The 12,003-nt window shown below is 43.8% G+C and carries 10 protein-coding genes; 2 read left to right on the top strand and 8 right to left on the bottom strand.

Annotation, left to right across the window (positions count from 1 at the left end; all coding sequences use genetic code 11):
• Positions 1-63: 63 nt before the first annotated feature.
• The 3 genes from V7R35_RS08940 to V7R35_RS08950 all read right to left on the bottom strand — a co-directional run bounded on the left by V7R35_RS08940 (position 64) and on the right by V7R35_RS08950 (position 3,431).
• Positions 64-465 (bottom strand): hypothetical protein, encoded by a 402-nt coding sequence (locus V7R35_RS08940; RefSeq protein WP_334014395.1) that lies wholly within the window; start codon positions 463-465, stop codon positions 64-66.
• Positions 465-2,150, bottom strand: coding sequence for a S41 family peptidase (locus tag V7R35_RS08945; RefSeq protein WP_334014429.1), 1,686 nt, complete (start codon positions 2,148-2,150; stop codon positions 465-467). The genes V7R35_RS08940 and V7R35_RS08945 overlap by 1 nt, the downstream gene beginning before the upstream one ends.
• A 204-nt stretch (positions 2,151-2,354) precedes the next feature.
• Positions 2,355-3,431 carry an SMP-30/gluconolactonase/LRE family protein gene (locus V7R35_RS08950; RefSeq protein ID WP_334014396.1) on the bottom strand — a complete coding sequence of 359 codons (1,077 nt, stop codon included), beginning with the start codon at positions 3,429-3,431 and terminating at the stop codon, positions 2,355-2,357.
• Between the two features lie 224 nt (positions 3,432-3,655).
• Between V7R35_RS08950 and V7R35_RS08955 the strand changes: the two genes are divergently transcribed.
• Positions 3,656-4,249, top strand: coding sequence for a demethoxyubiquinone hydroxylase family protein (locus V7R35_RS08955; protein WP_334014397.1), 594 nt, complete (start codon positions 3,656-3,658; stop codon positions 4,247-4,249).
• A 196-nt stretch (positions 4,250-4,445) separates the two neighbouring features.
• On the opposite strand, the gene V7R35_RS08960 is transcribed toward V7R35_RS08955, so the two are convergent.
• The 5 genes from V7R35_RS08960 to V7R35_RS08980 all read right to left on the bottom strand — a co-directional run bounded on the left by V7R35_RS08960 (position 4,446) and on the right by V7R35_RS08980 (position 10,160).
• The gene (locus V7R35_RS08960; protein WP_334014398.1) at positions 4,446-5,909 is read right to left on the bottom strand and encodes a PepSY-associated TM helix domain-containing protein; all 1,464 of its coding nucleotides are present in this window, start codon (positions 5,907-5,909) and stop codon (positions 4,446-4,448) included.
• 8 nt (positions 5,910-5,917) lie between these two features.
• Positions 5,918-6,454, bottom strand: coding sequence for a hypothetical protein (locus V7R35_RS08965; RefSeq protein ID WP_334014399.1), 537 nt, complete (start codon positions 6,452-6,454; stop codon positions 5,918-5,920).
• 464 nt (positions 6,455-6,918) lie between these two features.
• A complete protein-coding gene (gene ahpF / locus V7R35_RS08970; RefSeq protein ID WP_334014400.1) occupies positions 6,919-8,508 on the bottom strand; it encodes an alkyl hydroperoxide reductase subunit F in 1,590 nt (529 codons plus the stop codon).
• 168 nt (positions 8,509-8,676) lie between these two features.
• On the bottom strand, positions 8,677-9,234 hold the full coding sequence (gene ahpC, locus V7R35_RS08975; RefSeq protein WP_438823459.1) for an alkyl hydroperoxide reductase subunit C: 558 nt from the start codon (positions 9,232-9,234) through the stop codon (positions 8,677-8,679).
• Positions 9,235-9,488: 254 nt separating this feature from the next.
• Positions 9,489-10,160 carry a 2OG-Fe(II) oxygenase gene (locus V7R35_RS08980; protein ID WP_334014430.1) on the bottom strand — a complete coding sequence of 224 codons (672 nt, stop codon included), beginning with the start codon at positions 10,158-10,160 and terminating at the stop codon, positions 9,489-9,491.
• A gap of 202 nt (positions 10,161-10,362) precedes the next feature.
• On the opposite strand from V7R35_RS08980, the gene V7R35_RS08985 reads away from it, so the two are divergent.
• Positions 10,363-11,916 carry a carbon-nitrogen hydrolase family protein gene (locus tag V7R35_RS08985; protein WP_334014402.1) on the top strand — a complete coding sequence of 518 codons (1,554 nt, stop codon included), beginning with the start codon at positions 10,363-10,365 and terminating at the stop codon, positions 11,914-11,916.
• The last annotated feature ends 87 nt before the right edge of the window (positions 11,917-12,003 follow it).

A 12,003-nucleotide genomic window follows, 5' to 3' on the forward strand; every position in this document is an offset into this window, starting at 1 on the left:
AGCAAACGCGGTACGAACTTGGTTTAATACGTGCCGCTTTTGTTTAATAAGTGCAGCTGGCTCTTAATAAGTGCAGCTGGCGCTTGTCAGCGCACTTGTTACGCCCGTTTGGTTATTGCGAAGCAAACACGTTTCACCCTGCTTTAATAAGGTAAATGACAACGCTCGATTGCTATGACGGCCTTCTATTGGCAGCCCTCTATCATCTACATGGGTTTTACGTTCGATACTTACCGTTGACGCATCTACAAATGCATTGCTGGCAATGGTCACTTTAACACCGCCGTACCAATTGCTTATCAAACTTTCTATTTGTTGCTTGTCTTGCAGTGAAAGTTGTTCAAGCGTAGCTTCATGCATGGTGTTGTCGTTACTGTCACCGTTGTAGGCGCTTAGACTCGCGCCACAGCCTGCCACAAGAAAGCCAGCAACACTCGCAAGAAGAAAAGCATTTAGCCTACGCATTATCTTTCTTCTCGCAATACGGGCTCGTTTATTCGATTGTGCAAAATCAATGACTCCCACTGCTCATTAGGTGTTTTTATTGCTAAGCCTTCGTTGCTCGTTTCCTGTAATCCTGATTCCGCATTTCGCGTACCATCATTATCCACATTACTTGCCAATGAAGACGATTGCGCACCGCTTGTGGCCGGGCAGCTTCCTGTTTCTGAATATTCCAATGCAGCGGCTAATAATGCTTCGTTAGTAGACCCCAAGTCTGCACTAAAGTCGTCTTCCACAGTACAACCTGGCAACTCGAATTCAAAGTTTGGATTCGCCGTAGGCATAAAGCCATCTGCGTAATCGCCAAAGCCTTTATTATTCACTCCCTGAAACTGGATAGTAAAATACGTTTCGCCACAATTATCCGTTGGGTAAAAGCCGTAAGGCTTGCCACATGTGGTGGCACCTATTTGCACTACTTCCACATCTATTCCGCGAAGTGCGTTCATAACAGACTCACTGGCAGAGCACGTATTTTCTGTTGTGAGTACGTAAATTCGAGTTAGCGATAAACTCGGTAAAGGGGTATTAGTTAAGCGGTTAGCATCGTAATCAATTTCGTTACTGTAAAACGGCGTGGGCTGCAAACTTCCGCCGGTTACCGGATTCGTGGTTGGGTTTTTATCGTTAAATTGTAGCCTTTCGAAAAACGCGTTATTGGTTTGATTTGGCCCTGCAACCATAAATGACACTTGAGACGCCAAAGCAAGTAAACCTCCGCCGTTGTAACGAAGATCAATAACCAATTCCGTCACGTTTTCATCCACAAACTGATTAAACGCATCTATCAGTCCCGGCTGTGCAGCGCGTATAAATCGATTGAACTGAAAGTACCCTACCCTAGCAGTGTTAGTATTTATCACACGTACATTATTTACGGGCGATAAAGCGACGCTGGCAGAAGTAATGTCAACAGACATTGAGCTTCCATCGTTCAACATGAACTCAAAGCTGTTGGTCTGCCCGTCATCATCGGGAAACAGCGCTTCGTTAATGGCATTAACGCCAGCTTCGGTTGAATCGTTAACAAAGTCGATGCCATTCACCTGCATTAACCTGGCACCTCGAGGCACATTGGCATTTGCTGCCGGCGAGCCTGGTTCGGTGTAGCGGACAATTAACTCACGGGGTGGGGAATTTCTTACAAACTCGAACGAAAAGCCGTAACCTGACGATACGCCAGACTGAGTAAGTTCATTATATTCGTCGGTAGGCTGGGAAAAGTGAAAATTATCTTTAGCCGTACCGCTTGGAGTTAGCTCAGTTGTTTTTAACTGATCAAAATATCCAAGAACCGTGAAGTTTTCTGGGTCGTTATCAGGTACCTCGTCGTACCAAAGATAGGTGTCGTTAGTCCACGAACGTAGCCATAGCTTTTCTTCTAACGCGCTACCCTGCGTATCGGGATAAGCATTACCAGTGAAAGGGTCGATGCCAGTACGCGGCGATTCACATTTAGCAATAAACTCAGACTGTGGTTCAAACACCCCTGCTTCCCATGTTGGGCCACCGCCTGTTGGTGGCGTTGTCGGTGTTGTGGGTGTAGAGCCCTCTCGTTCAACCGTTGAACCACCACCGCCGCCACCGCACCCAGCTACGAGCGAAGCACAAACCGCAATTGCTATCATAGAAACTTTATTCGTCATACTCATTATGTAAGTACCTTTCACGTGTATAACTGCAATATACAAAGCAATTATGAAGAATTTAAGTCGCCCAACGAGCAAAATTAACGCTTATTGTTTGCCCAAGAATATTAAAAAACTTACGACCGTTAGGTTTAATTAGACGCAATTAGTTCATTACATTGCGTTAACAAACACCGCAAAACAAGTAACGGGCCTTGCCGACTATATTTTAATAAACCCCACCTTTTCAGCGGTTAAGCTGCTTATATAAAGTCCCTCATCCACCTCTAATGCGCCGGTTATAAATGGATATAAACCAGCTGGATCTTGATAGCTGTTTAACACCTTCCCTTTTTCGTTAATGCGTATTAAATGCCCATAGTTTTTTGCTGATGGGCGCATAAAAGACGGCAATCTTTGCACCATGCTTCTTATAAATGGGTAAGCAGATAGTGCATCTACTGCACCAGAACGCGGTGAAGCAAGACCAATTAAGTACCCATTATGCGCTGCCACAATGTTGTCAGGAAACCCTGGCAGATTGTTTATCACAGTTGTGACTTTTTCCGCGACTTCAGGGTTTAAATCGTAGCGCAAAACCCGATATTTTCCGGTTTCGTTAACAAGTAGAGCGCTATTGTCGTGGCTTAGCGTAATGCCGTTGGCAAAAACAAGGTTATCCATTAATACTTGGGCTTTGCCCGAGTCAGGGTAATAGGCTATTACCTTTCCGTTACCCATATGCTCAAATATTTCGAGCATACTCGCGTTAAGTGTGCCGTTGTATTCTTCGGGCGCGAATTTTGCGGTGGCATCAGTAAAGTAAATGGTACCGTTATCGGCAATGTCTACGTCATCAGCGTACACCACAGCTTGGCCAGCTACGTGCGTTACAAGTGTTTCAATATCGCCAGTAGGCAATATCTTTAACAGTCCTTTTTCAGCATCAGCCACAATTAAGTTATCAGCGTGGTCGTACTCAATACCCAATGGTCGCCCTTGCGTGCTAACCCAACGAGTAAAGCCTTGCTGCCCATGCTTTTTGACCAAAATAAAGCCGGAGTGACTAGAAGTAGCAATATCGCCATTACTGTTAACAGCGAAGTCTTCTGGCCCGTAGTCGTTTTCCATATCAATAAGCGTTAACGAAGATAATTGTGTATTGGGAGCAAAACTGCCAGTGAAGCCTTTGCTTAGTGGTGCATCCCACGCTTTCGGCGATATGGCAACAGGCCACAGAAGAAGGTATGCCACTGCGACAGCTATACTTATCAGCGCCACCTTAACGACAGTTTTCATCAATGATACGGTTCTCGTTTATTAGCTAACTTCTGTTTATTGTTACCGTAAAACAGCATAAAACAAAAGTATTCAACTGACGATGTTAAGAAATTGTCTTTAGCATACTGATGTGATGCAGAACACTATGGCAAAGGGCTAAATTACAATTGCTTTAAAAAGAATCCAGCGTAAGGCACGCGTGAGTATTAAGTGAGTATTGTAAATAAAAGGGCTTTTCAGCTTTGCCTACGTCTTATTCAGAAACCATTACTCACAAGATACCAGCGTTGTTAAATAGCGAGCTACGTGCAAGTCATGCGGGTGAAACTGGCGCAGTATGGATATATCGCGGCGCGCTAACAGCAGAATTTATAAAAGCCCTCTTCAAGCGCAAGAATAACAAAACCGCAGCAGACAAAGGTATTAGTGCTTTTGCACTGCACCACCTTGAAACAGAAAAGCAGCATTTGCATATTTTCGAAAACGATATGCCATCCTTTAGAGGAAGTTTTATATTACTTCTATGGATAGCAGCGGGTTTTCTCACTGGCTTTATTCCAAGGCTTATTGGTAAAGATTGGTTTTACTATACTATTTACTGCGTTGAATATTTTGTTGATGAACACTATGAACACCAAATCAGCACCATTCAGCAACATGGTGGTGCTCCCAAAAAGGTGCTTACGTTAATGCGTTCTATGCAAGGCGACGAACAAGATCACAGAGACGAAGCACATGCAAACATGCAGCATTCACCTTCTTTTCTTATGAAATGTTGGGGTGAGTTGGTTGGTAAAGGATCGGCAGCAGCCGTATCTATAGCTAAACGAATTTAGTATGGGAAAAAAAGGCGCGAACGCGCGCGGCAAAACCCTGCGATAAGTGTGATGCAGAAGCAAGCACACAATACCGCATAAACATTGGTGAGGGCTGGCAAATTGTATGTAAAGCATGTCAGTCTGAGGCCAAGCACCACAGTGATTATCTTTACGGTGGTACTTGGAAGCAAAAAAAGCGCAACTGATTTATTCGTTATTCGCTAACGGCTGCATTAGAGAATGTAGCAGCGCTTTTCTCCGAAAGGTCGTTTGACTCACGCGACAACAACACAGCGCCCCGCCATAGACTCCACACAACATAAACCAGCATAGGCACATTCAATTGAAGCGATGAAATGGTAAAACTCGATGCGCCGTTAACCCCAATATAAGCAATTAGTAACAGTAAAACACTGAGTCCAGAAAGCATTAGCCACAATGCCTTTGATAAACGATGTAGGAACACAGTAACAACGGTGTTAAATACCATCAGGCTCCAAAAAATTACCACCAACGAACCCGCGTAAAACATGTCTATCACGGCGGTCAGTGCCAGCGCGCTTACACTGCCCCACACCACGCTGTACCAAAGCCTTGTGGCAAGTGGCGGGTGTGCTTTTTTAGAAAGCCAAATTTCCATACCAGATACGCAAAGCATGGTAAGCATGACGCCAAGAATAAAGTAAAACCATTTACTGGCTAAACCCACAAAGTCACCAAAGTGTAATCGGTACATAGACCACGCCAGCTGCTTGCCCCATTCACCATACTCATAGCCTGCTACACCAATAAATTCACCCGATGTATCAAAACGGTAACCCTCTGCGTAAATCATCCGATTTGGTGCTTTCGCATAGATTTCAATAAATTGCTCGGGTTTACCAACTTCGTGCACCGTTAGAAAGATAGGTGACTTCTCAGGCGCTAGCGTTGCCAATTGAGCAAATGCTTTACCAATTTCAGGCTTACCACTTTGAGGTTCTAGCACCGGATCTGGCGTGAAAATCTGATTTATCACCGCTTCTCTATCGCCATCGTAATTTAGGGTTGCCACAACAACCAAAATAACGCTGGCTAATCCAAAGTAAGCGCCTGTTACCCCAATAATAAGATGAAATGGTGCAGCCCATAGTCCAAACCTGTTGTGTAAATCTATCTGCGCCTGCTGCCCATTGCCGCCACGTCTTAGTTTGAAAGCGTCTTTCGTTATACGCTTATGTGCCACAATGCCCGTAACAACTAACGTACAGATTATTGCGCCTAATGCGCTAACTAATATCATGCCCCAGCTGTGCGGCAGGTTTAAGTAAAGATGTAAATCCACCAGCATTTCAGTAAATGAAACACTTTCCTTTTCAATCAGGTTTCCCTGTTTATCGGCGAAAAAAGCGGAATGATCGTTCTCAACAACAAGTCGCGGAATATCCGATGTAGGAAACACAACATAAAGGTGGTTAGTCTCTTCTGTGTTTTGCGCGAGAAAAGTATTCATCGCCTTTTCAATAGCTAGCGGCGTTACATTTTCCATCTCTTCTATATGAGGCTGCTCCCAGCGCTCAAACTCTAAGTGGAAAACGGCAATCGTGCCCGAGAGGCAAACTAAAAAAAGCAGTACGCTTAAGAAAACACCTACCCACGTGTGCGCATTCAACGCATTTTGTTTCGTTTGTTTATTCATATAAATACCTACAAGGGAAACAGCACAAGAATAGGCAAGCACAGGCCAGCAAAAATACTATAGGCAGCAAGTATTTTGATTTTTGATGACGTTGCTAAATAGTGATACACACAAAGCCCCCAAAGAACGGGTAACAAGATAATACCTAACCCCATTTTTCCGGCTGTGCTGAAGGGCGTTAGAGCGCTGATACCCAGAGTTATTAAAAGCGCGATGATTAAAAAAGCGAAAAGCACAACAGTATAGGTTGCCCCATTTCGCAACACATTTGCTCTTGAAAAGTTAAGCGCCCTGGGTTCAGGACTATTTTTTGGCTTTGGCAAGACTATCTGATTTGCTAAGACGAATGGCCATACTAAAATTCCCGGCAAGCAAAGCGTGATAAGCACACCAAACTCCCAGCCCTGGGCAAAAGAGAAAACCACACCAGATATTAACCACAGCAACAGCCCAACAACGAATAAGGCCAGCGTTCGAGAACGCCAGCTCTGATGGACGGTAGCTACAGCACTAAGTGACAATACACTTGCTATAACCGTAATCATAAATTTCCTTTAAAAGAATACGTCAAAGATATTAGTAACTCGACTTGCTCGATGGTGTATATCTCTGCACGAGTTGAGTTATAGCTTCCAAAAAGCTATTGAATTGAACCTCGGTAACGAGGAATGCGGAGCCCACTTTAAGATACCGATTCAACCCAAGTTGTAAAACCGTACGACTCTCCTATAACCCCAGCCATGCACATTGCTGCTTGAGACAGGTTTAAGGCACCTTTTTGCTTTAAATCGAGCGCGGCTTCAGTCGAAATTGTCCATGCAAGCTCCACAATGGGTGTGTTTTTTTTAAGCGCACACCTCAAAAAACGCATACGCTAATGATAACCCTTATCATTAGCATTTACTATAAAATATTTAGGCATAAAAAAAGCCCCAAATTGGGGCTTTTTAAAATGTAAGTAAACGTATTGCCGCGCTATCTGGCGATTAACTCGATTGACGAGGCATTATTAAGCTGCAGCCGATTCGCTTTCAGTGTCAACCACTTCATGGCTTAACAAATATTCAAACGCTGCTAACGATGCTTTGGCACCCTCGCCCATTGAAATAACAATCTGCTTGTAAGGCACAGTTGTAACATCGCCCGCTGCAAAAATACCCGGCTCTGATGTATGGCATTTGTCGTCGATAACAATTTCGCCATACTGTGTCATTTCAACAGTCCCTTTCATAAATTGACTATTGGGTACCAACCCTATCTGCACGAAAACACCAGCTAACGCTCGTGTGTGCACCTCGTTGGTTGCACGGTCTTGGTATTCGATAGCGTTTACTTTGCCATTTTCAGCCGTTATCTGTCGCGTTGCAGCATTCTTAATAATGGTAATATTGTCTCGCTTCATCGCTTGGTCGATAAGCACTTGGTCTGCTTTAAGCTCCGGCATAAATTCAAATACTGTCACCGACTTAACAATGCCAGCCAAATCTAGCGCTGCCTCAATACCTGAGTTGCCGCCACCGATCACCGCTACATCTTTCCCTTTAAAGAATGGGCCATCGCAGTGCGGACAGTACGCAACGCCGTTACCAACGTTTTCTCTTTCGCCCGGCACGCCTAGCTCTCTCCAACGTGCACCAGTAGCTACAATAATGCTACGAGTGCGAATTTGTTCACCAGAAGAAAGCGTGATGGTTTTCACATTTCCTTGCTCAATACTTTCTACGCGAACGTGTTCTTTCAACGTTATGTCATAATCGCGCACGTGCTCCATCAAGTTGCCAACAAGTTCAGGCCCCGTGGTTTTGGGAACCGAAATCAGGTTCTCAATACCCATAGTGTCCTTTACTTGTCCGCCAAACGTTTCTGCTACAACGGCAACTTTCAACCCTTTACGCGCACTGTAAATAGCAGACGCCACACCAGCAGGGCCGCCGCCTATCACCGTTACGTCCTGCAACGGCAGCGCGTCACCCTTATTTGCACTTTTTAAATCTGGATTACGTTCAAGTAGCTTGTTAATCAGAACTGATGCATCAACTTTGCCGTTAGCGAACAGTTCACCATTGAGATAAACGCTTGGCACCCCTTGAATGTCACGCTCTGTGATAAGGTTTTGATACAAACCACCGTCAATCATTTCTGTTTTGATATTTGGGTTCAGTAACGCAAATTGATTAAGTGCCTGCACTACTTCTGGGCAGTTGTGACAGCTTAAGCTAATGAATACTTCAAAATTAAGCGGCTCTTCTACCGCTTTCACCATTGCCTTAACGCTATCGTCAAGTTTCAACTCTGTACCTGCGCTGTGAAGCATAGCAAGTATCAATGAATTGAATTCATGACCGCCTGGAATACCTGAAAAACGAATACCTGTATCGTCTCCATCAGCTTCTAACAAAAAGCTAATTGGGCTTCGAAGCTCGCCGTTGGTATCACGTTCTTCTACGTTGAGTTTGTTGCTTACACCTGCGATGTCGGACAGAAACGTAACAAGCTCTTCACGCTTGCTATGCTCACCGGTCTGTACGACAAAGGTAACGCTCTTTTGCATTGTGTCGGTATAACCCTTCAATGCCTGTAAAATTTCTTTAGTTAACACGGTAATTCTGCCTTTTTTCGACACGCCGATCCCCGCCAACCTATTTATAGGTCAACAACATAGCGGAAATTGGAAGTTAAAGATGAAGGAGCGGAGTCCCGCTCCTGCCGATTGCTAATGCCTTACTTTAAAAGTGCTACTCTCAAGCAAGGCACAGGACACATCAATTTAGATTTTGCCTACTAGGTCTAAAGAAGGAGCTAGCGTTGCTTCGCCTTCTTTCCATTTAGCTGGGCAAACTTCGCCTGGGTTGTTCGCTACATATTGTGCAGCTTTCACTTTGCGTACTAGGTCGTCTGCGTCGCGGCCGATACCTTCAGACGTGATTTCCATTGCTTGGATAATACCCTCTGGGTCAACAACGAATGTTGCACGGTCAGCTAGGCCCATGTTTTCACGCATACAGTCGAAGTTACGAGTAATTTCGCCTGTTGGGTCGCCAATCATAGCAAACTTGATTTTGTTGATTGTGTCTGAAGAATCGTGCCACGCTTTGTGAGTGAAGTGTGTATCAGTAGAAACTGAGAATACTTCTACACCGCGAGACTGAAGCTCTTCATACTTATCTGCGATATCACCTAGTTCAGTTGGGCATACAAACGTAAAATCTGCTGGGTAAAATACGAATACCGACCATTTACCTTTGATGTCTTCGCTGCTTACATCCACAAACTCGCCGTCTTTAAATGCAGTTGCTTTAAAAGGTTTAATTGCAGTGTTGATCAATGCCATGTTTATTCTCCATGCTTTTTTTAAATTAGGTCCGCACTAGAATGCGTACGAACAAAATCTTACGAACATTAAAAGGACTTAGTTTCATTGCTTTTGAATAAAATATTCGCTGAGCTCAAAACAATGTCCTTCGAAACTGTTAGAGAGAATAGCGCGTGCATGTAATAAAAACTAATTGGTAAATATGAATCGTTTAATCAGGTTATTGAATTAATAGAAACATATTGATAGTACTTTTGCGAAACGACCTAACGAGGCGGGTCTATAACGTCGTTTACGCTTCCATTTACTCTGTACCACCCTGCAACAGAGTTGCGTTTGTGCGTTGCTGGCAGCACCTCATGTGGAAATTGCTCGCTTAAAAACACCACAAAAGTACCCAGATTAGGAACAACGCGTATTCCCTCGGCGTCATTGTCATTTTTATAAAGCACCAGCTCACCACCGTAATTGCTGTTCCAGTCTTCATTTAAATAAGCCACCAAAGACAGCACGCGATTACTTTTTCCTTTGAAAGCGTCTACATGGCGTTTGTAAAATTTACCGGGTTCATAACAAGCAAAGTGGCTCTCAAACGAAAAAAGACCTAGGTAAAGATGTTTATTGATAAAGTCTTTTAACGCGTTACACCAAGAGAGCCAAAGCTCACCTTCTTGCGATGAACCAGTAATCCAACAAATATTATCGCCGCGAATATCCCGCGCATGTTGAAAGTCGCCGGCCCTTCCAATACCTGCGTTTTTGTATTCGGTGTCATTAATCGCGTCTTGGCAAGCAAGCAGAGCATCCGTTAAAAACACTGGCAATGCTGATGTTTGAATGGAATACCCTTTTTCTACGAGGTCATCCACTACACAGTTAAAAAGCAACTCATCGAATACATGAAGAGGCTGATAAAGGGCAAGTTGTTCTCGGTTCATTGTGTACAAAAGTAAAGAGCGAAAATAATTGGCGGGTCTTATACTTTGCATCACGCCTAACCACAATGTCATATAGCATTAATTTCGCCGCTTTATTTTTGTCGACGAGAAAAAGATTATTTGTCGATGAATACATCGCACGCTTTTTGCTTATCTATACTTGTATAGGTAACTAAACAATAAGAGAAAAAGTGGATATCTGATGAGCCAAGATCAAACACAAATTGAAGAAACTGAACACCACCTTGATTTACGTAATCTAAGGCTTGACGATTATGACGACGTTAAAAGCTTAATGGATAACGTCTATGCGAACGTTGGAGGTGCATGGCCCTACTCTAATTACAAAGCGCAGGTAACTACCTTCCCCGATGGTCAGATTTGTATAGAAGACAAAGGCAAGGTTGTGGCTTTTGCCATTTCAGTGATAGTGGATTACGACCAATTCGGTGACAAGCATAGTTATGATGAGATAACCGGTGACGCCTACCTTACTACTCACGATCCAAATGGAGACGTACTTTACGGTGTAGAAGTGATTGTTTGCCCTGAATACCGCGGACTTCGTTTGGGAAGACGACTGTATGAAGCGCGTAAAGAGCTTTGCCGTAACCTTAACTTGAAGTCGATAATGGCAGGCGGGCGTATTCCTAATTATCGTCATCATGCGAACGAGCTTTCTCCTTATGAGTACATTGAGCGCGTAAAAGCAAAAGATATTTACGACCCCATCTTAACGTTTCAGCTGTCTAACGGATTTGAGGTAAAGCAGGTAATGTCGGCCTACCTCCCTGAAGATGAAGCGTCTAAGGGATATGCCACGCTGTTGCAATGGCACAACATTTACTACGAGCCAGGCACACCCTCGCTATTCGCTAGCAGAAAGTCTAATGCGCGCATTGGCTGTATTCAATGGCAGATGCGTTACTTCAATAATGTTGAAGAACTACTTCAGCAAGTTGAGTACTTTGTTGATGCGCTATCTGATTATTCATGCGACGTAGCACTCTTCCCTGAATTCTTCAATGCACCATTGATGGGCCTTAGCCCCACCGAATCTTCCATAGATGCTATCTGGCACTTAGCCACCTACACAGATGAAATCTTAACCGCCGTGTCTCATTTAGCAGTAAGTTACAATATTACTATCATCGCAGGGTCGATGCCGATTGTAGAGGACGAGCAGCTTTATAACGTGTGTTACATTTGTAAGCGCGATGGCACTATTGAAAGCCAGTACAAATTACACCCGACGCCGCATGAAAAAGAAGATTGGATAATGAAAGGTGGCAATAGCCTTAAAGTATTCGACACCGACTTTGGCAAAATTGGCGTGCTAATTTGCTATGACGTTGAATTTCCTGAACTTGCAAGAATTCTTTCTGAGCAAGAAATGCAAATTCTGTTCGTGCCATTTTGGACAGATACCAAAAATGGCTATTTACGTGTAAGACGCTGTGCACAGGCCCGAGCAATAGAAAATGAGTGTTACGTAGCTATTGCAGGCTCTGTGGGCAATTTACCGAAAGTAGATAACGTTGATATTCAATACGGACAAACCGCTGTATTTTCACCAAGCGATTTTGCATTCCCTCACGATGCCATTGTGTCAGAAACCACGCCCAATACCGAAATGACCCTAATTGTTGATTTAGACTTAGATAAGTTAACTAAACTGCAAAATGAGGGGTCAGTAAGGAACTACTTAGACAGAAGGCGCGATTTATATCGCGTCGAATGGATTGGTGATGACTAATCGTGGTGATTTGCAATGATGCGTTAGCGTAAGCACAAGTACGATAACTCACTTCATTTGAATATAAAATGCCGCCTTCTGGGGCGG

This window comes from Alteromonas sp. S167 (assembly GCF_036864375.1).
In the GTDB taxonomy this organism is placed as follows: domain Bacteria; phylum Pseudomonadota; class Gammaproteobacteria; order Enterobacterales; family Alteromonadaceae; genus Alteromonas.

Bases quoted from the DNA above. Each gene is read 5' to 3' on its own strand.
- V7R35_RS08980 (WP_334014430.1), bottom strand. From the start codon at position 10,160: ATGAACCGAGAACAACTTGCCCTTTATCAGCCTCTTCATGTATTCGAT.
- V7R35_RS08940 (WP_334014395.1), bottom strand. From the start codon at position 465: ATGCGTAGGCTAAATGCTTTTCTTCTTGCGAGTGTTGCTGGCTTTCTT.
- V7R35_RS08960 (WP_334014398.1), bottom strand. From the start codon at position 5,909: ATGAATAAACAAACGAAACAAAATGCGTTGAATGCGCACACGTGGGTA.
- V7R35_RS08965 (WP_334014399.1), bottom strand. From the start codon at position 6,454: ATGATTACGGTTATAGCAAGTGTATTGTCACTTAGTGCTGTAGCTACC.
- V7R35_RS08945 (WP_334014429.1), bottom strand. From the start codon at position 2,150: ATGACGAATAAAGTTTCTATGATAGCAATTGCGGTTTGTGCTTCGCTC.
- V7R35_RS08985 (WP_334014402.1), top strand. From the start codon at position 10,363: ATGAGCCAAGATCAAACACAAATTGAAGAAACTGAACACCACCTTGAT.
- V7R35_RS08950 (WP_334014396.1), bottom strand. From the start codon at position 3,431: ATGAAAACTGTCGTTAAGGTGGCGCTGATAAGTATAGCTGTCGCAGTG.